This window comes from Roseovarius nanhaiticus, from assembly GCF_900156535.1.
Lineage (GTDB): Bacteria > Pseudomonadota > Alphaproteobacteria > Rhodobacterales > Rhodobacteraceae > Roseovarius > Roseovarius nanhaiticus.
Map to the genome: position 1 here is coordinate 1,440,626 of NZ_FTNV01000001.1, position 17,853 is coordinate 1,458,478.

The 17,853-nt window shown below is 65.4% G+C and carries 20 protein-coding genes; 8 read left to right on the forward strand and 12 right to left on the reverse strand.

Features of this window, described 5'->3' with window-relative positions:
* Window positions 1-31 precede the first annotated feature (31 nt).
* The 3 genes from preA to BW975_RS06915 are packed head-to-tail and all read right to left on the reverse strand — an operon-like array spanning window position 32 to window position 3,496.
* Window positions 32-1,336 (reverse strand): NAD-dependent dihydropyrimidine dehydrogenase subunit PreA, encoded by a 1,305-nt coding sequence (preA, locus tag BW975_RS06905; protein ID WP_076532151.1) that lies wholly within the window; start codon window positions 1,334-1,336, stop codon window positions 32-34.
* A gap of 47 nt (window positions 1,337-1,383) precedes the next feature.
* On the reverse strand, window positions 1,384-2,175 hold the full coding sequence (locus tag BW975_RS06910) for an Fpg/Nei family DNA glycosylase (RefSeq protein WP_076532154.1): 792 nt from the start codon (window positions 2,173-2,175) through the stop codon (window positions 1,384-1,386).
* Entirely contained in the window at window positions 2,168-3,496 is a 1,329-nt protein-coding gene (locus tag BW975_RS06915) for an NAD(P)-dependent oxidoreductase (protein WP_076532157.1), read from the reverse strand. Before BW975_RS06915 ends, BW975_RS06910 begins: the two co-directional genes overlap by 8 nt.
* Before the next feature lie 205 nt (window positions 3,497-3,701).
* Here BW975_RS06915 and BW975_RS06920 point away from each other — a divergent pair, with 205 nt between their 5' ends.
* Together BW975_RS06920 and BW975_RS18045 are read left to right on the forward strand one after the other, a co-directional pair.
* Window positions 3,702-4,082 (forward strand): hypothetical protein, encoded by a 381-nt coding sequence (locus BW975_RS06920; protein ID WP_092746200.1) that lies wholly within the window; start codon window positions 3,702-3,704, stop codon window positions 4,080-4,082.
* Between the two features lie 78 nt (window positions 4,083-4,160).
* Window positions 4,161-4,337, forward strand: coding sequence for a hypothetical protein (locus BW975_RS18045; protein WP_092746199.1), 177 nt, complete (start codon window positions 4,161-4,163; stop codon window positions 4,335-4,337).
* Between the two features lie 20 nt (window positions 4,338-4,357).
* Here the strand turns inward: BW975_RS18045 and BW975_RS06925 are convergent, their stop codons facing one another.
* A complete protein-coding gene (locus BW975_RS06925) occupies window positions 4,358-4,807 on the reverse strand; it encodes a GNAT family N-acetyltransferase (RefSeq protein WP_076532162.1) in 450 nt (149 codons plus the stop codon).
* 199 nt (window positions 4,808-5,006) lie between these two features.
* Here BW975_RS06925 and BW975_RS06930 point away from each other — a divergent pair, with 199 nt between their 5' ends.
* On the forward strand, window positions 5,007-8,462 hold the full coding sequence (locus BW975_RS06930; protein WP_076532164.1) for a chromosome segregation SMC family protein: 3,456 nt from the start codon (window positions 5,007-5,009) through the stop codon (window positions 8,460-8,462).
* Here the strand turns inward: BW975_RS06930 and BW975_RS06935 are convergent.
* Entirely contained in the window at window positions 8,459-9,643 is a 1,185-nt protein-coding gene (locus BW975_RS06935; RefSeq protein WP_076532166.1) for a lytic murein transglycosylase, read from the reverse strand. The two genes, BW975_RS06930 and BW975_RS06935, sit on opposite strands and share 4 nt — an antisense overlap.
* Before the next feature lie 97 nt (window positions 9,644-9,740).
* Window positions 9,741-10,652, reverse strand: a complete 912-nt coding sequence (cbiB, locus tag BW975_RS06940) for an adenosylcobinamide-phosphate synthase CbiB (protein WP_076532168.1) — start codon at window positions 10,650-10,652, stop codon at window positions 9,741-9,743.
* Window positions 10,653-10,855: 203 nt separating this feature from the next.
* On the opposite strand from cbiB, the gene BW975_RS06945 reads away from it, so the two are divergent.
* Window positions 10,856-11,221 carry a hypothetical protein gene (locus tag BW975_RS06945; RefSeq protein ID WP_076532170.1) on the forward strand — a complete coding sequence of 122 codons (366 nt, stop codon included), beginning with the start codon at window positions 10,856-10,858 and terminating at the stop codon, window positions 11,219-11,221.
* A 16-nt stretch (window positions 11,222-11,237) separates the two neighbouring features.
* On the opposite strand, the gene BW975_RS06950 is transcribed toward BW975_RS06945, so the two are convergent.
* Window positions 11,238-12,407, reverse strand: a complete 1,170-nt coding sequence (locus BW975_RS06950; RefSeq protein ID WP_076532172.1) for a MalY/PatB family protein — start codon at window positions 12,405-12,407, stop codon at window positions 11,238-11,240.
* 111 nt (window positions 12,408-12,518) lie between these two features.
* Between BW975_RS06950 and def (BW975_RS06955) the strand changes: the two genes are divergently transcribed.
* From def (BW975_RS06955) to BW975_RS06970, 4 genes are read left to right on the forward strand one after another with little or no spacing between them, the layout of a single operon-like run.
* Window positions 12,519-13,037 carry a peptide deformylase gene (gene def, locus BW975_RS06955; protein ID WP_076533487.1) on the forward strand — a complete coding sequence of 173 codons (519 nt, stop codon included), beginning with the start codon at window positions 12,519-12,521 and terminating at the stop codon, window positions 13,035-13,037.
* A gap of 3 nt (window positions 13,038-13,040) precedes the next feature.
* The gene (gene def / locus BW975_RS06960) at window positions 13,041-13,538 is read left to right on the forward strand and encodes a peptide deformylase (RefSeq protein ID WP_076532173.1); all 498 of its coding nucleotides are present in this window, start codon (window positions 13,041-13,043) and stop codon (window positions 13,536-13,538) included.
* A gap of 2 nt (window positions 13,539-13,540) precedes the next feature.
* Window positions 13,541-14,455 carry a methionyl-tRNA formyltransferase gene (gene fmt / locus BW975_RS06965; RefSeq protein ID WP_076532175.1) on the forward strand — a complete coding sequence of 305 codons (915 nt, stop codon included), beginning with the start codon at window positions 13,541-13,543 and terminating at the stop codon, window positions 14,453-14,455.
* 9 nt (window positions 14,456-14,464) lie between these two features.
* Entirely contained in the window at window positions 14,465-14,707 is a 243-nt protein-coding gene (locus tag BW975_RS06970; RefSeq protein WP_076532177.1) for a hypothetical protein, read from the forward strand.
* A 51-nt stretch (window positions 14,708-14,758) separates the two neighbouring features.
* Here BW975_RS06970 and BW975_RS06975 read toward each other — a convergent pair whose 3' ends face one another.
* Genes BW975_RS06975 through ispH form a run of 5 tightly spaced genes read right to left on the reverse strand, consistent with a single transcriptional unit; the run spans window position 14,759 to window position 17,822 of the window.
* Window positions 14,759-15,382 (reverse strand): trimeric intracellular cation channel family protein, encoded by a 624-nt coding sequence (locus BW975_RS06975; protein ID WP_076532178.1) that lies wholly within the window; start codon window positions 15,380-15,382, stop codon window positions 14,759-14,761.
* A complete protein-coding gene (gene rnhA / locus BW975_RS06980) occupies window positions 15,379-15,840 on the reverse strand; it encodes a ribonuclease HI (protein ID WP_076532180.1) in 462 nt (153 codons plus the stop codon). Before rnhA ends, BW975_RS06975 begins: the two co-directional genes overlap by 4 nt.
* The gene (locus tag BW975_RS06985; RefSeq protein ID WP_076532181.1) at window positions 15,833-16,426 is read right to left on the reverse strand and encodes a class I SAM-dependent DNA methyltransferase; all 594 of its coding nucleotides are present in this window, start codon (window positions 16,424-16,426) and stop codon (window positions 15,833-15,835) included. Before BW975_RS06985 ends, rnhA begins: the two co-directional genes overlap by 8 nt.
* On the reverse strand, window positions 16,423-16,875 hold the full coding sequence (locus BW975_RS06990) for a DUF3429 domain-containing protein (protein ID WP_076532183.1): 453 nt from the start codon (window positions 16,873-16,875) through the stop codon (window positions 16,423-16,425). The genes BW975_RS06985 and BW975_RS06990 overlap by 4 nt, the downstream gene beginning before the upstream one ends.
* Entirely contained in the window at window positions 16,872-17,822 is a 951-nt protein-coding gene (ispH, locus tag BW975_RS06995; RefSeq protein WP_076532185.1) for a 4-hydroxy-3-methylbut-2-enyl diphosphate reductase, read from the reverse strand. The genes BW975_RS06990 and ispH overlap by 4 nt, the downstream gene beginning before the upstream one ends.
* Window positions 17,823-17,853: the final 31 nt, after the last annotated feature.

A 17,853-nucleotide genomic window follows, 5' to 3' on the forward strand; every position in this document is an offset into this window, starting at 1 on the left:
GCAGCGGGACGTCCCGCGACGGGGGTGATGCTTATTCTGCGGCGCAGGCGCCCGGATTGTTCGGGTGCGTTGTCCAGTTGGCATATTCCGCCTCGACGACCTTGCCGGTGCGCGGATCCGTGGTGCCGGGCGCCATCGCCTCCATCGTGATGCAGCCCTCGACCGGGCAGACATTGACGCAAAGGTTGCAGGCGACGCATTCGGCGTCGATCACCTCGAAGGTGCGATCCTCGGACATGGAAATCGCCTGATGCGAGGTATCCTCGCAGGCCGCGTAGCAGCGCCCGCACTTGATGCAATCGTCCTGGCTGATCACGGCCTTGGCAACGTAATTCAGATTCAGATCCTGCCAGTTGACCGTGTTGGGCACCGCACGCCCGACAAAGTCGCGGGTATTCTCATAACCTTTTTCATCCATCCACTGCGACAGGCCCGAGATCATCTCTTCGACAATCTTGAAGCCGTAGGTCATCGCCGCCGTGCAGACCTGCACGTTGCCGGCGCCCAGTGACATGAATTCGGCAGCATCGCGCCAAGTGGTCACGCCGCCGATCCCGCTGATCGGCAGGTTCCGGGTTGCAGGATCGCGGGCGATCTCGGCCACCATGTTCAGCGCGATGGGCTTGACCGCAGGGCCGCAATAGCCGCCATGGGCGCCTTGCCCGTCGATGGTAGGCTCGGGCGCGAAGAGATCCAGATCGACCGACGTGATCGAGTTGATCGTGTTGATCAGGCTGACCGCGTCCGCGCCGCCCTCCATCGCCGCCTGAGCGGGCTTGCGGATATCGGTGATATTGGGCGTCAGCTTGACGATCACTGGCAGATCCGAGTGCTTCTTGCACCAATGCGCCACCTGGCCGACATATTCGGGCACCTGGCCCATCGCGCTGCCCATGCCGCGCTCGCTCATCCCGTGGGGGCAGCCGAAGTTAAGCTCGACCCCGTCGCATCCCGTATCCACGACGCGGTGCAGGATCTCGCGCCAGGCCTCCTCGTTCATCGGCACCATCAGCGACGCGATCAGCGCGCGGTCCGGGTAATCCCGCTTGACGCGCTTCATCTCCTCCAGGTTCACCTCGAGCGGGCGGTCGGTGATCAACTCGATATTGTTGAGGCCCAGCAGGCGCCGATCGGCGCCGTAGATCGCGCCATAACGCGGGCCATTGACGTTGACCACAGGGGGCCCCGCCTCGCCCAGTGTCTTCCACACCACGCCGCCCCAACCCGCATCGAAGGCGCGTCGCACGTTATATTCCTTGTCCGTCGGCGGCGCCGAGGCCAGCCAGAAGGGGTTGGGGGATTTGATCCCGATGAAGTCGGTCGTCAGATCAGCCATGTCGCGGCCTCCCGTTGGTTGCATGTGGCCCGTTGAGTAAGGCGCTGTCAGTCATTGCGCATTTGGTGCGCGGGGCAGTGGTAAGAGCTGCGTCCCCCCACCTTCTTCACTGTAATCTCGCCACCATCGCAGCGAGCGCAGGCCGCGCCCACCTTGCGATTGTGGATCAGCCAATCCTCAGGCAGCTTGGAATAGACGGCTCCGGTGTCGATGACCGCGCCAAGAATGTCCCGCATAGTGCCGTGAAGGCTTGCGATTTTCCCTGTCGGCAGGTCACACGCTCGTGCCTCTGGATGGATGCCGGTTTGATAGAGCGCCTCGTCCGCCCAGAGATTGCCGACGCCCGCCAGTTTTTTCTGGCTCAAAAGCGCCGATTTGATGGCGCCCCGTGTGGTGCCTACTCGGTTCGCAAAGGCGTTGTCCCCGATCTGCAGCGCGTCCGGCCCAAGGCCCTTGCCGTCGATGAAAGCCTCCACATCCTCGATCAGCTGAATATGCCCAAACTTGCGCGGATCGCGGAAAAGTAGCTGGGTGCCGCCTTCGAACGCAATCGACAGTCGGACGTATTTGGGTGGGGTCTCATCCGTGTCCACCACGCGCAAGGATCCTGCCATTCCCAGATGGATATGCAGCCAAGGCCCGTCCTTGGAGCCGGCAAAGATATACTTTCCGTGCCGCTGCGTGCGGGTGAATTGCGTGCCCACAAACCCCGCGAGTTCGTCCGCGCTGGGCAAGCTCATGTGACTGACCTCGCCCAAGAACACGCCCGTGATCGTGCGGTTCAGCGCCCCCGCCTCGATCCGCTGGCGGGCGGCTTCGGCTTCGGGCAGCTCAGGCATCGCGCGTCAGGCTGGCGTGAATGTCCATGGCGGCATCACGCCCCTCGGCCACCGCCGTCACGGTCAAATCGTCGCCGCCCGCTGCACAGTCGCCGCCGGCCCAGACACCTTTGACGCTGGTGCGGCCTGCACCTGTCACGGCGATCTTGCGGCCGTCAAGATCGGGCAGGCCCGCGCCCTCCAAGGTCTGCCCGATGGCGCGGAACACCTGATCTGCGGCAAGTCGAAAGGTCTGGCCCGTGGGTTTCAGCGCGTCGTCCGTATATTCGAATTCGATCTCGCGCACCGCGCTATTGCCGATCACGGCGACCGGGCTGGCGTTGGTGATGATCCGCACACCCGACGAGGCGGCCAGATCCTGCTCGAATACGCTGGCGTTCATCCGGTCGCGGCCCCGCCGATAGACCAGCGTGACATTCAGCGCGCCAAGACGTTTGGCTTGGACAGCGGCGTCCACGGCAGTCATGCCGCCGCCGATCACCACCACGTCGCGCCCGATAGGCAGGGTCGACAGATCACCAGTCTGGCGCAGGTCGGCAATGAAATCCACCGCGTCGCGCAGGCCGTCCTTATCCTCGCCCTCAAGGTTCAGCGCATTGACGCCGCCGAGGCCAATGGCCAGGAACACCGCATCGAAATCCGACACCATTTCGTCCAGCGTCACCTCGCGCCCAAGTGCCTTGCCCGTCTCAATCGTGATGCCGCCGATCTTGAGCAGCCACTCCACCTCGCGGGCGGCAAAGTCATCCGGCGTCTTGTAGCTGGCGATGCCATACTCATTGAGCCCGCCCGGCTTGGGCCGCGCGTCGTAGACCGTCACGCCATGACCCAGCATCGCAAGGCGGTGCGCGCAGGATAGACCCGCGGGCCCGGCGCCGACGACGGCGATGCGCTTGCCCGTGTCCGCAGCCCGCGTGAAGGGGTGAATGCCCGCTTCCATCAGCGTGTCGGTGGCATAGCGTTGCAGCTGGCCAATCAGTACCGGCTTGCCCTCGGCCACCTCGCGCACGCAGACCTCCTCGCAAAGCGTTTCGGTCGGGCAGACGCGGGCGCACATGCCGCCCATGATGTTCTGGCTGAGGATCGTCTTGGCCGCCGCCTCGGGCGTGCCGGTGGCGATCTGCCGGATGAAAAGGGGGATGTCGATATCGGTGGGGCAGGCCGTGATGCAGGGCGCATCGTGGCAGAAATAACAGCGGTCGGCAGCCACAAGCGCCTCATGCGGGTCCAGCCGCGGATGCAGATCCGAGAAGTTTTCGGCATAGTCGGCCTCGGGCAGTCTACCTGGGACGATACCGGGGGTAAAAGCGCCTTGTGTCATGGCGTCCTCCTTGAGCAAGGGGTGGCTACCGACGAGTAAAGCACGGAATTATTTTTTATCAAACGGTAAAAAACAGCCGGGTGAGAAATTTTATGCCACAAAGACGGCCGTAAACGATTTTTTAATGTCCAAAACCGGCTCAAGCAGATCTTTGGTAACGCGGTGTTAACCGTTTGTCCTGCAGGTTGAGACGATGAGAAATGTCATGATCCTCATCGTCGCCGCGCTGGCCCTGATGGCTTGCGACACGCCCGGTCCCGCGTTTAGAGGGGTCGAGCCTGTGCGCATAGGGCTGCGCGGCGACGTCTTCGACGTTCGTGTAGACGGCGTGCAGGCCCAGGCGATGCGCCTCAACGCGCGCTGGGCGCCCAATCTTGACAGCGTTGCCCCGAACGGCGTTCTGGCGATCGAGGAGGTGTCGGGCTGCCGCGTGCGCAAGCTCTACGGTGATGCCGCGCTAATGACGGCGCGGCTGGACTGCGGCCAGAAGTTGGAGCCGTTGCCACGCGGATTTGCCTATGACTGCGACGTCTACAAGATCTTTGACGGGCTGGCCGAACTTGACTGCAGGCCGAATTCCGCGTGATCGGCGCGGCTTGATCTTGGCAGCGGTTTGGGCCTATAGCACGCGCGAGGGCAGCATCGCCCGCTGAGGATGATTTCCATGAATTACAAGGCACAGGGCGCACCCAAGATGGGCCGCAACGCACCGCGTCACGCCGAGCATAACGCGCCCGGATCGGACAAGGACCCGTTCGGCAAGCGTGGCAAAGGCCGTCCGACCAAGGAAGAGCTTTTGGAGCGTATGAAAACGGCGCAGGCCAAGACGTCCGGCAAATAGGGCAGGGCGACGGCCCCGCGCTAGAGTGTTTTCTCCATATAAACGCTGACATCGTTCGGCGCGTAATCGCCGAATATGCCGCAGCGTTTGTATCCGTGCCGCTCGTAGAGACGGACCGCACCCGCCAGCACATCGGCGGTTTCAAGCCGCAACAGGGGTAGTGCCGCGTCGCGTGCATGATCTTCGAGCGCGCGTAGAATTGCGGCAGCCACACCGCGCCCGCGCGCCGCATTTGCGGTGAACATCGATTTGACCTCGCCGTAGCCGTCCATTGCCACAAGCGCGCCGGTGCCCAGAATCTCGCCACCCTCCCGGGCGCCGACGAAATGCACCTCGGGCGCACAGAGGGCTTCGAAGCCCAGGAAGTAATTTTCCTCGGGCTCGAACAGCTCTTGCATCATCGCATGGCTTTGCGTCAGCAGAGCGTGCGGGCCGGGCGCGAGAGGGTTCATGGGCTCGATAATCAACATGGCCGGGATCTGGCCTGCGCATCACGCCCAAGTCAAGCGCAGTTGCGCGTCACCGATTGCCTTGGCGTCAATATCTTGTGGATAACTGCCCATCATCCGCCAGATGCGGGGGTATTTCATTGACAGAATGCCGCAGCGGCGGTCACATTGGCCGCCAGTTCGCTGCCGCCCGCAGCTCATTTTGGAGACGACACGCCCCTTGCGCTTTTCCAGGCTCAAACTCAACGGCTTTAAAAGCTTTGTCGACCCGACCGATTTGATCATCGGAGCCGGGCGCACTGGCGTGGTCGGCCCCAATGGCTGCGGCAAGTCGAACCTTCTGGAGGCGCTGCGCTGGGTCATGGGCGAGAATCGCCCCACCGCCATGCGCGGCGGCGGGATGGAGGATGTGATCTTCGCGGGCGCATCGTCCCGTGGCGCGCGCAACTTCGCCGAGGTGACGATCCACATCGACAACGCCGATCGGCTGGCCCCCGCGGGGTTCAACGACAGCGACCACATCGAGATCGTCCGCCGCATCACCCGCGACGTGGGCAGCGCCTATCAGGTCAACGGCAAGGACGTTCGTGCCCGCGATGTGCAGATGCTCTTTGCCGATGCCTCGACCGGCTCGCATTCGCCCGCGCTGGTGCGGCAGGGCCAGATTTCCGAGCTGATCAACGCCAAGCCGAAATCGCGCCGCCGTATTCTGGAGGAGGCAGCGGGCATCTCGGGCCTTTACCAGCGCCGCCACGAGGCCGAGTTGAAACTCAAGGGCGCCGAGGCAAATCTTGCCCGCGTCGATGATACGGTCGACCAACTGGCCAGCCAGCTGGCCACGCTTGCGCGTCAGGCGCGGCAGGCGGCGCGCTATCGTGCGATCGGGGACGAGCTGCGCACCGCCGAGGGGCTGCTGTTCTACCGACGCTGGCGCGAGGCGGACGAGGCGCTGAACGTCGCGAGGTCGGAACTGCGCGAACGCACCGCCGCCACCGCCCGCGCTGAAACCGTCGCACGTGATGCAGCCAAGGCCCGCGCAGCTGCCGATGATGCCCTGCCCAAGTTGCGCGAGGAGGAGGCGATTGCCGCCGCCGTCTTGCAGCGCCTCAGCGTGCAGCAAGGCAGCCTTGCCGATCAAGAGGCCGCTGCCCGCGCGCGGATTGACACATTGGAGGGGCGCATCACGCAGCTGGTGCGCGATATCGAGCGCGAGGCGGGCCTCAACTCGGATGCCGGCGACACGATCAAACGGCTGGAATGGGAGCAATCCGAGCTGGCCAAGGCCAGTGAGGGGCATGAGGCTCGGCTTGAGGCCGCTGCCGAGGTCGCGCGCGAGGCCAGCCACAGTTTGCAAGCCAGCGAGGCGGATTTGAGCGCGCTGACCGAAGATGTTGCGCGGCTGGCCGCCCGCCACCAATCGGCGCAGCGCCTGTTGGCCGATAGTCGCAAGACGCTGGAGCGTAGTGAAGCCGAAGAGGCGCGCGCACGCAGCGCCGTTGAGGCAAGCCGCGCTGCCATGGAGAAGGCAGGCGCAGAGTTCGAGGTGGCCACACAGGCCGAGGCCGACGCGCTGACCGCTGCCGAGGCCGCCGAGGCCGCGCTGACCGCAGCCGATGCCGCGCGGAGCGACACGCAGACGCGCGAGGCCGCCGCGCGCGCAGAGCGCAGCGAGGCCGAGGGCGAGTTGAGCGCGATCAGCGCCGAGGTCTCGGCGCTTGCACGCCTCTTGGAGCGGGATACGGCCGAAGGGGGCCAGATCCTTGATCGCCTGCAGGTGCAGCAGGGCTATGAAAAGGCGCTGGGCGCCGCGCTCGCCGATGATCTGCGCGCACCGCAGGTCGGCCCCGACGGGCCTTCGGGATGGGCCGAATTGCCACCCTATGACACGCCTCAAACCCTGCCCGATGGAGCGCAGCCGCTGACGCAGAACGTGTCCGTGCCCGACGTGCTGGCGCGCCGCATGGGCCAGATCGGCCTTGTCGATTCCGATGACGGCCTGCGCCTTCAGCCCCTTTTGAAACCCGGCCAGCGCCTTGTCAGCCTTGAGGGCGACCTCTGGCGCTGGGACGGCTATCGTGCCTGGGCCGAGGATGCGCCTTCGGCGGCGGCTTTGCGGTTGGAACAGCTGAACCGTCTGGAAACGCTCAAGCAACAGATGGCCCACGCGTCGGCCCGCGCCGATGGCGCGCGGGGTGCGCATGAAACGCTGGGGCGCCAACTGGCCGAGCGGACCGAGGCCGACAAGGCCGCGCGCGCCGCGCGCCGCGCCGCGGATGCCGCCGTCAACGATGCCTCCCGCGCGCTCAGCCGCGCCGAAGCGGACCGCAACCTAGCGGCGTCCAGGATGGAATCGCTGGGCCTTGCCGTCACGCGCCACGGGGACGAGGCGATGGCGGCCCGTGCGCAGCTGGCCGAGGCCGAAAAGGGCCTTGCCGATCTGGGCGATCTGGAGGCCGAGCGTGCCCGCGCCGAGGACATGAAGATGACGGTCGAGGCCGCGCGCATCACCATGATGACGCGCCGCTCCGCCCATGACGAGCTACGCCGCGAGGGCGAAGCGCGCCTGCGCCGCAGCCAGGAAGTGACCAAGGAACTCAGCGGCTGGCGTCACCGCCTGGAGACCGCCGAGAAGCGCAGCGCAGAGCTGCGCGAGCGCAAGGAGGCGTCCGAGGCTGAACTGGCCGAGGCCGCGTCGCAGCCCGAGACCATCGCGGCCGAGCGCGCCGCGATTGCCGTCAAGATTACCGAGGCGGAGGCCCGCCAAACCGCCGCCCGCGATACGCTCAGCGCCGGCGAGGGCGCGTTGCGCCAAGCCACCGAGGCCGAGCGCGCCGCCGAACGCGCGGCCGGCGAGGCCCGCGAGGCCCGCGCGCGCAGCGAGGCGCGCACCGACGCCGCCGCCGAGGCGCGGCGCAGCGCCCATCAGCGCATCGCGGACGAGCTGGAGACATCGCCCGAGGCGCTGCTGGAGCAGTTGCAGATGGACGTGGACAACATGCCCGCTTCCGACGCGATCGAGGCCGAGGTCAACCGGCTCAAGCGGCAGCGCGATGCTCTGGGCGCGGTCAACCTGCGCGCCGAGGAAGATGCGAAGGAGATCGAGGAAGAGCATGGCACGCTGATCGCCGAAAAGACCGACCTCGAAGAGGCCATCAAGGCGCTGCGCAGCGGCATCGCCAGCCTCAACCGCGAGGGGCGCGAGCGGCTCTTGACCGCGTTCGAGCAGGTGAATTCCAACTTTGCCATGCTTTTCAAGCATCTCTTCGGCGGCGGCGAGGCCAATCTGGTGCTGGTCGAGAGCGACGACCCGCTCGAGGCCGGGCTCGAGATCATGTGCCAGCCGCCGGGCAAGAAACTGAGCGTGCTCAGCCTGCTGTCGGGCGGCGAGCAGACACTGACCGCGCTGGCCCTCATTTTCGGCGTATTCCTCGCCAATCCCGCGCCGATCTGCGTGCTGGATGAGGTGGACGCGCCGCTGGATGATGCCAACGTGGCGCGATTCTGTGATCTGCTGGACGAGATGTGCCGGCGCACCGAGACGCGCTTCCTGATCATCACCCATAATGCTGTCACGATGAGCCGGATGGACCGCCTTTTCGGCGTCACGATGGCCGAACAGGGCGTGTCGCAACTGGTCTCAGTCGATCTGAAGAAGGCCGAGGCGATGGTCGCCTAGAGGCGGTCCAGGAGTGCCCGGGTGGGCCAGGCATCGGCGGGCAGGCCCAATTCGGCCTGCACATCCTGCACCGCAGCGCGCGTTCCGGCGCCCAGAATACCGTCGATCCCGCCCACATCATGGCCGCGCGCCGCCAGCTTTTCCTGCAGACGCTTCATCTGCGCCAAATCGAGTCCCGGATCGGGATCACCCAATCGCATGACCGGCGCGCCTTCCAGCCGGGTGGCGAAGTATGCGGCGGTCAGAACGTAGGTGTAGCTTTGATTCCACTCGAAAAGGACGCGGAAATTCGGGTAGGCGACAAAGGCTGGCCCGCCGCGCCCCTCGGGCAGCAGGAGGTTGGCAGGCAGCTCGGGCGCCAGCGCGCCGTCGCGGGCAGTGACGCCCATCGCGGCCCATTCGGCGCCTGTCTTGGTCGTGCGCAGCCCGGTCTGCGACCAGTCGAGATTCGCGGGCAGAGTGACCTCCTGCAGCCACGGCTCGTTCGCGCGCCAGCCCAGATGCTGCAGCATCCGGCCCCCGGACATCAGCGCATCGGGCGCGGAAGTCTTGAGCGAGACATGCCCGTCGCCATCGCCATCGACGCCATTGTCGAGGATATCCTGCGGCAGCATCTGCACCATCCCGATCTCGCCCGCCCAGGCGCCGGTGGTGCGGTCCGGGTCGAAATCGCCCTGCTCGTATAGGGTGAGCGCCGCGAAGATCTGCGGGCGGAAAAGGGCAGGGCGGCGGCAATCATGGGCTAGGGTGACCAGCGCGTTCAGCGTATTGAAATCGCCCTGGAAGCCGCCGAAGTCGGTCTCGAACGCCCAGAATGCCAGCAGCACGCCGCGGCTGACACCATACTCCGCCTCGATCCGGTCGAAGATCGCGTCCATTTCCTGTCCCTTGGCACGCCCGGTGTTGAGCCGATTCGATGAGATCAGGCGCTGCGCGAATTCCGTGAACGGCTTTAGAAAGACGCCCTGTGCGCGGTCGGCGCGCAGCACCGCTGCATCCTGTTTCACCCCCGCGAAAAAGCGATCGGCGCCGGCGGGGTCGTGCCCGCGGGCGGCGGCCTCGCTGCGCAAATCCGCGACGAAATCGCTGAAGCCACCGCCACAGGGAGCGCCCTGCTGGGCGGGGGCTATGCCGGGCACGGCAAGGGCCATGAGTGCGGCGAGAAAAGGCAAAAGATGCATTGGATTCCTCATGGAAACTCGTGGCTTAAAGGCAGTTAAGCGCATTTCCCGGCTCTGAGAAACCCGAAGTTAACGAATGGATTCGAATATGATCCGGTCACAGCAGGAGGGCCGCCACGCAAGCACAGATGAAAACCACGCTCCAGGCGCGCCAGAGCATCCGAACCGCCGCGTCGACCTGGGCGGGTCCGGGTGCGCGCATCCCCTCGGGATGGACGAAGGGATAGTCCTGCATCGCGCCGCCATAGGCCCGCGGCCCCGACAGGGCGACATTCAGGCTGCGCGCCATCGCCGCCTCTGGCCAGCCGCCATTGGGCGAGCGGTGGCGGTGCGCGTCCAGCACGATACCGGCCCAGGCCGGGCGGGGCCGGGTGAGCAGTGCGATCAACGCGGCGCTGAGGCGGGCAGGGGCAAGGTTGAGCAGATCATCGAGCCGGGCCGAGGCCCAGCCAAAGGCCGCATGGCGCGGGGTGCGGTGGCCGATCATGCTGTCGGCGGTATTGACGGCCTTATAAAGCACGAGGCCCGGCACTCCCGCGATGGCCAGCCAGAACAGTGGCGCGATGACGCCATCGCTGAAATTTTCGGATGCCGACTCGATGGCCGCGCGGCTGACATCGGCCTCGCTCATGGCTCCCGTGTCGCGGCCCACAATCATGGCGACGGCGCGGCGCCCGTCCTCAAGGCTGCGGCGCAGGGCGCGGGCGACCTCGGCCACGTGATCGACGAGGGAGCGCTGCGCGAGGAGGATGGCTGCGGCGATTACGCTTGCCACATCGCCGGCCCAGGCAATCATCGCGCCGGCGCCCCAGGCACCAGCGCAGAGCACCGCAAGCGCGAGCACACCTTTGGCCCGGCGCCACGTCCCGCGGTTCAGCGCGGCCTCCAGCGCGTCAATGGCCCGGCCCATCAAGACGGCGGGATGCGGCACGCGCGACCAGATCCAGCGCGGCTCGCCAAAGGCGGCGTCCAGCGCCATGGCAAGCGCCATGATGGCGGCGATGGTCATCGGCTTGTTCCTTTTTGAGCGTCCCCCTTCGGCGTTCAAATGCAATTCGGCCGAGGGCGCAAGGGCGCACAGCCGGCATTGGGCATGGGGCAAGCGGGACCGTGCAAATGAGGAACAAGGCGATATTTCGTAAAAACTTAACTTGATCGAAAGGCATAACGCGTCAACGTTGAAAGCGTAGCTTTACTGAAGAAGGCCGAACGATGGACATGCAGTTGCCGCAATACGTGCAGGCGGGCCTCGATGCGGCCCGCCGCAAGGCCGAGGCCCGGAGCAAACGGCTGCGGGTCGAGGTGGGCGGCAAATCCGTCCTTATCTTGCGCGCATGGCCGGGCGGCTTTGCCGTGGCAGCCGAAGATGGCGCCACATTGCGCGGCCTCGTCGATCTTTTCGACGGATCGCGCCACCTGTCGCGCGGACTGATCGTTGCCGCCGCCGACGAGGACGGCGAGCGGATCTTCGACTACAAGCGCATGACCGAGGCGACGGGCGACCAGCCAGCAGATTTCGTGCGCGCAGCGGACGCCCCTGCCGCGTTACTCAACGCCCCACGTAGCGACGATTTCTGAAACGGGCTCGCTCAGGTCACTGCAAATCGGCAAACGCGTCCTGCATCCGCGCCACAGCCTCGGCGACACGCGCGCGCGGGGTGGCAAGGTTGAACCGCATGTGGTTCTCCCCTCCGGTGCCAAAGCTGGGCCCGTGATTTGCTGCGATGCGCGCGCCCTTCTGAACGCGTGCGGTTGCTTCGTCCGCTGTCATGCCGGTGCCGGTAAAATCGACCCAAGCCAGGTACGTCGCCTCGAGCGGCATGGAGCGCACGCCCGGTATTTTGCCGATGCCCTCATCAAAGATTTTGCGGTTACCGTCGATATACGCGCAGAGCGCGTCGACCCATGCGGCTCCCTCGGGGGAGTAGGCGGCCTCGGTCATGAAGAGACCAAAGGAATTGGCCGAGATGCCCATCGCCGCCATGCGCGCGGCAAACCGTGCGCGCAGCTTCTCATCGGAGATAATGACATTGCCCGTATGCGAGCCGGCGATGTTAAAGGTCTTGGTCGTCGCGGTCATCATCACCAACCGGTCCTGGAGCCCGTCGATCAGGGCCATCGCGGTGTGATGGTGTCCCGGCATTACGAGATCATGATGGATCTCGTCCGAGACGAGGATCAGGTCGTGCCGCCGAGCGAAGGCCGCCACGCCCTCCAGCTCTTCGCGGGTCCAGACGCGGCCACCTGGATTGTGCGGCGAGCAAAGGATCAGCATCGTCTCGCGGCCCGTCATCTGTGTGTCATAGCGATCGAAATCCATGACGTAGCGGCCATCTTCAAGCGCCAGTTCGCATTCGACCACCTCGCGCCCCGACGCTTTGATGGTGCGGGCGAAGGCGTGATAAACGGGCGTAAAGAGCACGACCCCATCGCCGGGTGCGGTGAAGGCGTCAAGGCACATCGCGGTGCCGTGGACGAGGCCATGTGTGGTAAAGATCGCGTTCTTGTCGACGCTCCAGCCGTGACGCTCTTTCATCCACCACTGGATCGCGGCGCGATATGCGCCCTCTTCACCATAATAGCCGTAGATGCCATGGTCCTGCATCCGGGCGATCGCCTCGGACACACAGGCAGGCGGGCGGAAATCCATGTCGGCCACCCACATCGCGATCCCGCCTTCGGGGCAGACGCCGTAGATCGGCTCCATCATGTCCCATTTGCTGGAATGGGTGCCCACCCGGTCGATGATCTCGTCAAAATTCATGGCTGTGCTCCTTGATGCCCGGACAGTCGCAGGTTGGCGCGGAAGCTAACGGGTATTGAGCGAGGTGCAAGGCCCGTTGCACTGGCGCAGGGCTTGGCCTACATGCCCCCCATGAAAATGCCGATCCTGATCCACCCCGATCCCCGCCTCAAGAAGGTCTGCGCGCCCGTCGATGACGTTACGGGTGATGTGCGAACGCTGGCCGAAGATATGCTGGAAACAATGTATCACGCGCCGGGGATTGGCTTGGCGGCGCCGCAGGTGGGCATTCTCAGCCGCCTGATCGTGATGGATTGCGTCAAGGAGGAAGGCGCAGCGCCCAAGCCGATGGTGATGTTCAACCCCGAAGTGACGGCCAGCAGCGACGCGCTGAATGTCTACGAGGAGGGGTGCCTTTCGATCCCCGACCAGTTCGCCGAGGTGACACGTCCGGCCGAGGTCGAGGTCAAGTGGATCGATATGGACGGCAAGGAACAGCGCGCGGGCATGGATGGCCTTTGGGCGACCTGCGTGCAGCACGAGATCGACCATCTGAACGGCAAGCTTTTCATCGACTATATCGGCCCGATGAAGCGGCAGCTGATCACGCGGCGGATGCAAAAGCTGAAACGCGAACAGGCGCGGGACTAGCCCATGACCGTGCGCCGCTGCATTCCCTGGCCGGACAAGAGGCTGCGCACGCCTGCCACGCCGGTCGACGCGATCACGGACGAGATCCGCGCGCACTGGGACGACATGATCGATACGATGGAGGCGATGCCGGGCGTCGGCCTTGCCGCGCCGCAGATCGGCGTGATGCTGCGCCTTGCCGTCGTCGATGCCAGCGAGGCGCGCGGACAGGCGATCCGCATGGCCAATCCCGAAGTGCTTCATGCCAGCGTTCAGATGCGCCCGCATGAGGAGGCAAGCCCCAACCTGCCCGGTCTCTCGGCGCTGGTGGCGCGGCCCCGCGCGGTGACGGTCCGCTACATGAACGAGGCGGGCGAGATGGAAGAGCGCGATTTCGTGCATCTCTGGGCCACATCGGTGCAGCACCAGATCGACCATCTGAACGGGCGCATGTATTATGATCGGTTGACCAAGCTGCGCCGCGACATGTTCCTGCGCCGCGCACGTAAAGTGATAGGTTAGCAATGCGTATTATCTTCATGGGAACGCCTGATTTTTCCGTTCCGGTGCTGGAGGCTTTGGCCGAGGCCGGGCACGAAATTGCCGCCGCTTATTGCCAGCCGCCGCGCCCTGCAGGGCGCGGCAAGAAGGACCGTCCCACGCCTGTGCATGCGCGCGCCGCCGAGATGGGGCTGGAGGTGCGCCATCCCGTCTCGCTGAAGGGCGAGGCCGAGCAGGCAGAATTCGCAGCGCTGGGCGCGGATGTCGCCGTGGTCGTGGCCTACGGGCTGATCCTGCCGCAAGCGGTGCTGGATGCGCCCATGCGTGGGTGCCTGAATATCCACGCCTCGCTCCTGCCGCGCTGGCGCGGAGCGGCGCCAATTCACCGCGCGATCATGGCGGGCGACGCCGAAACCGGGGTTTGCATCATGCAGATGGAGGAGGGGCTGGACACCGGGCCGGTCCTGATGCGGCAGGCTACACGGATCGGCGCCGAAGAGACCACGGGCGCCCTGCATGACCGGCTGAGCACCATGGGCGCCGGGCTGATCGTTGAGGCGCTGGCGCAGCTGGATACCTTGGAGCCAAAGCCACAGCCCGAGGCGGGCGTCACTTATGCCGCCAAGATCGACAAGGCCGAGGCGCGCGTCGATTGGAGCGGGGATGCTGTGCAGATCGACCGCCAGATCCGCGGTCTTTCGCCCTTTCCGGGGGCATGGTGCGACGTGGACGGCGTGCGCATCAAGCTGCTGGCCTCGACGCTTGCAAGCGGCGCGGGAGCGCCAGGCGAGGTGCTGGACGCTGGCGCGGGCGGCATGATTGTCGCCTGCGGGCAGGGCGCCGTGCGGCTTTTGCGCTTGCAGCGGGCCGGGCGCGGCGCGCAGGATGCGGGCGAGTTCCTGCGCGGCATGGCCGTGCCGGTGGGCACAAGGCTATAGGGCGGGCAAATGTTTCCAACCATCATGGGCACGGTCGTGATCGCCGGGATCGTCGGGTATCTGTCGGAGAAATCCGGCTTTACTCGCAACGGCATCCTGCAATCCATCATCATCTGCATCGGTGGCGCGTTCCTCGCCTATTTCGTGCGGCTAATGTTCGGGATCGGCTTTGGTTCGCCGGGGCTCAATGCAATCGCGTCGTCCGTGGGTGCGCTGGTCATCGTGCCGACCCATTGGCGCGGGCGGCGCTAGATCCGCGGGCACTGGATTTGAGTATTTTTGCCAAGATGAAGCTGGGGGGCGTCACTGCCGGGGTGGGCGCGCCTTGTAGACGGGCAGGGACCAGCCGAAGGCGAGCGAGCCTGCCCGCAGCGCCCATGTGACCGAGGCGCAGCCGCCGAGAAGGAACAGCGGCTCCGCATCCACATATCGCAGCAGGACGGCAGCAAGTGCGCCGGCAAAGGCGGCGCTGACATAAAGCTCGCCCTGTTTCAGCACGAGTGGCACCTCGCCGATGACCACGTCGCGCATCAGCCCGCCCATGCAGCCTGTGACCATACCCATCAGCACGATGATCGGCGCGGGCTGGGACATCAGCATCGCCGCGCTGACGCCTGCCGGCACTGCGACGGCAAGGGCGAAAGCATCAAGCCAGAGGAGCCAGCGATAGCGGCTTTCGACCAGATGGGCGGTGAAGAAAATAAGGACCGCCGCGCTGACGGCGATCAGGATATAGGTGGGATCGTGCATCCAGAAGACAGGGTAGCGATCCAGCAGCACATCGCGCAGCGTGCCGCCGCCCACCGCCGTGAGGCAGGCGATGAAGGCGAAGCCCACGATATCAAGCTGCGCACGGCTGGCGACGATGGCGCCGGTCAGGGCAAAGATCAGCACCGACGCGTAATCGAGAAGGACCGGCGGGCTCATTTGGCGGATGTCTTGAACGGGGCCATGCCCTCGCGGGCAAGCTCGTCGGCGCGCTCGTTTTCGGGGTGGCCCGCATGGCCCTTGACCCATTCCCACGTCACGTCATGGCGCGCCTGAGCGGCGTCCAGGCGCTGCCAGAGCTCGACATTCTTGACGGGCTTCTTGGCGGAGGTTTTCCAGCCGTTGCGCTTCCAGCCGTGGATCCAGCCGGTGACACCGTTCTTGACGTATTGGCTATCGGTAACGATGGTCAGCTTTGACGGCTTCGCAAGCGTTTCCAACGCGTTGATGGCGGCAAGAAGTTCCATCCTGTTGTTGGTGGTGTTCGCTTCGCCACCCTTCAGGCTTCGCTCTTTCACGATCCTGTCGCCCTCCACCGCGCGCAAGAGCGCGCCCCAGCCGCCGGGGCCGGGATTGCCTGAACAGGCACCGTCGGTATAGGCGTAAAGTTCAGGCATGGGCGTGTATCACGATCCAGTCCGCAGCGGTGCCGTCAAGCCCGGTATCGCGGCCCGTCCAGCTGGGGCCGATTGCGAGCCCCGCGCTTTTCAGCAAGCCGCGCAGCTCGTCACCGGTGACATAAGTATACAGCCGCCCAAGCGTGTCGCGTGCCTCGCCCGTGCCGGTCTTCATCCCGATATGCAGCAGGCCGCCCGGTTTCAGCGCAGTCTTCAGCGTAGCGAGATGTCCCGGCAGTTCGGACCGCGGCGCATGCAACAGGCTGAAATTGGCCCAGATGCCGTCGTAGATATGAACGCCGCCGATTTCGTCGAAGCTGGCTTGCCATGCGGTCACGCCGGGATGCGCCGCGGCCATATCGACCATCTCGGGCACCGCATCCACCGCGTCGACGACGAAGGCGCGATCCGCCATCTGTGCCGCCGCGCGGCCCGGACCGCAGCCCAGATCGAGCACGCGCGCGCCCGGCGGCATGGCTGCGATGAAGGCGGCCAAGTGCTTGTCAGCTTCCAGACCCTCGGTCAGGTCGGCATAGGCCTGCGCCTGCGCGCCGTAGACGGCGAGGGTTTCGGAATCCACGCTCATGCGAAGACGCCGATGGCGAGACAGGTGAGGACGATGGCGGTCAGAAGAACGCGCAGCTGCATCCACCAGCCGGGCGCGGCGCCGTAGCGCCAGAAGAGCCAGTCAAGCGCCAAAAGCCCCGTGAAACCCGCCATCAGAGAGATTCCCGCGCTGGAGGGCCCGCCCCCGGTGGTGAAGAACGCCCAAAGCGCCGGGATGACGGACAGCGCATAGCCTGTGGTCGCCTGCGCGCCCTCGAGCCGGGTGGAAAAACCCCAGAGCACGCCTGACATGAAGGACAGGATGATCGCGCCGTAGAAAAGCATGACGTATGGCCCGGCGAAACGCGGCCCTATGGCGCGGATCGTCCAGGCCCCAAGCTCCGGGTTCAGGACGGTCAGCGCGCCCCAGATAAAGGGGATCAGCCCGGCGAGGCCAAGGATCAGGGCAGAGCGCGGGATGGCCGTCATGCAGGCATCCTCAGCACGCGGGGCACTTTGAATTCGACGTTCTCGATAGCCGTCTCGACCTGCTTGATGGTGACATCGTAGCGCGCCTGCAGCGCCTCGATCACCTCGTTGACCAGCACTTCGGGCGCCGAGGCGCCGGCGGTGACGCCTATGCTGCGGATCCCTTCGAGGCTGCGCCAGTCGATATCGGTGGCGCGCTGCACCAGCTGGGCATAGCCGCATCCGGCGCGCGCGCCGACCTCGACAAGACGGCGGGAATTGGAGGAATTGGGCGCACCGACGACCAGCATCGCCTCGCACTCTGCGGCCATCGCCTTGACCGCCGCCTGGCGGTTGGTGGTGGCGTAGCAGATGTCTTCCTTGTGCGGACCCTTGATGGCGGGGAAACGCGCATTGAGGGCGGCGACGATGCCGATCGTGTCATCCACGCTGAGCGTGGTCTGCGTGACATAGGCCAGCGCGCTCTCGTCGCGCACGTCGAGCTTGGCCACATCGTCCTCGGTTTCGACCAGCAGGACCGCGCCATCGGGCAGCTGGCCCATCGTGCCGATGGTCTCGGGGTGGCCCTCGTGGCCGATCATGATGATCTGCAGGCCCGCCTCATGGTGGCGCTCGGCCTCGATGTGGACTTTTGACACCAGCGGGCAGGTGGCATCGACATAGATCATCTGGCGTTTGTCGGCCTCGGCGGGCACGGATTTCGGCACGCCATGGGCGGAGAAGATCACCGGGCGGTCATCGGGGCATTCGTCCAGCTCTTCGACAAAGACGGCGCCTTTGGCGCGCAGATCATCAACGACATACTTGTTGTGCACGATCTCGTGCCGCACATAGACCGGCGCGCCCCATTTCGTCAGCGCCATCTCGACAATCTTGATCGCGCGGTCGACGCCCGCGCAAAAGCCGCGCGGTGCCGCGAGATAGAGGGTGAGGGGGGGATTGGTCATGGCGATGCTCCTTGGGGGCAGAGGTAAGGGA

Bases quoted from the DNA above. Each gene is read 5' to 3' on its own strand.
- BW975_RS06985 (WP_076532181.1), bottom strand. From the start codon at position 16,426: ATGAGCGTGGATTCCGAAACCCTCGCCGTCTACGGCGCGCAGGCGCAG.
- BW975_RS06915 (WP_076532157.1), bottom strand. From the start codon at position 3,496: ATGACACAAGGCGCTTTTACCCCCGGTATCGTCCCAGGTAGACTGCCC.
- BW975_RS06970 (WP_076532177.1), top strand. From the start codon at position 14,465: ATGTTTCCAACCATCATGGGCACGGTCGTGATCGCCGGGATCGTCGGG.
- BW975_RS06975 (WP_076532178.1), bottom strand. From the start codon at position 15,382: ATGAGCCCGCCGGTCCTTCTCGATTACGCGTCGGTGCTGATCTTTGCC.
- BW975_RS06920 (WP_092746200.1), top strand. From the start codon at position 3,702: ATGATCCTCATCGTCGCCGCGCTGGCCCTGATGGCTTGCGACACGCCC.
- BW975_RS06925 (WP_076532162.1), bottom strand. From the start codon at position 4,807: ATGTTGATTATCGAGCCCATGAACCCTCTCGCGCCCGGCCCGCACGCT.
- def (WP_076533487.1), top strand. From the start codon at position 12,519: ATGAAAATGCCGATCCTGATCCACCCCGATCCCCGCCTCAAGAAGGTC.
- BW975_RS06990 (WP_076532183.1), bottom strand. From the start codon at position 16,875: ATGACGGCCATCCCGCGCTCTGCCCTGATCCTTGGCCTCGCCGGGCTG.
- rnhA (WP_076532180.1), bottom strand. From the start codon at position 15,840: ATGCCTGAACTTTACGCCTATACCGACGGTGCCTGTTCAGGCAATCCC.
- cbiB (WP_076532168.1), bottom strand. From the start codon at position 10,652: ATGACCATCGCCGCCATCATGGCGCTTGCCATGGCGCTGGACGCCGCC.
- fmt (WP_076532175.1), top strand. From the start codon at position 13,541: ATGCGTATTATCTTCATGGGAACGCCTGATTTTTCCGTTCCGGTGCTG.
- BW975_RS18045 (WP_092746199.1), top strand. From the start codon at position 4,161: ATGAATTACAAGGCACAGGGCGCACCCAAGATGGGCCGCAACGCACCG.
- BW975_RS06945 (WP_076532170.1), top strand. From the start codon at position 10,856: ATGGACATGCAGTTGCCGCAATACGTGCAGGCGGGCCTCGATGCGGCC.
- def (WP_076532173.1), top strand. From the start codon at position 13,041: ATGACCGTGCGCCGCTGCATTCCCTGGCCGGACAAGAGGCTGCGCACG.
- preA (WP_076532151.1), bottom strand. From the start codon at position 1,336: ATGGCTGATCTGACGACCGACTTCATCGGGATCAAATCCCCCAACCCC.
- ispH (WP_076532185.1), bottom strand. From the start codon at position 17,822: ATGACCAATCCCCCCCTCACCCTCTATCTCGCGGCACCGCGCGGCTTT.
- BW975_RS06950 (WP_076532172.1), bottom strand. From the start codon at position 12,407: ATGAATTTTGACGAGATCATCGACCGGGTGGGCACCCATTCCAGCAAA.
- BW975_RS06910 (WP_076532154.1), bottom strand. From the start codon at position 2,175: ATGCCTGAGCTGCCCGAAGCCGAAGCCGCCCGCCAGCGGATCGAGGCG.
- BW975_RS06935 (WP_076532166.1), bottom strand. From the start codon at position 9,643: ATGCATCTTTTGCCTTTTCTCGCCGCACTCATGGCCCTTGCCGTGCCC.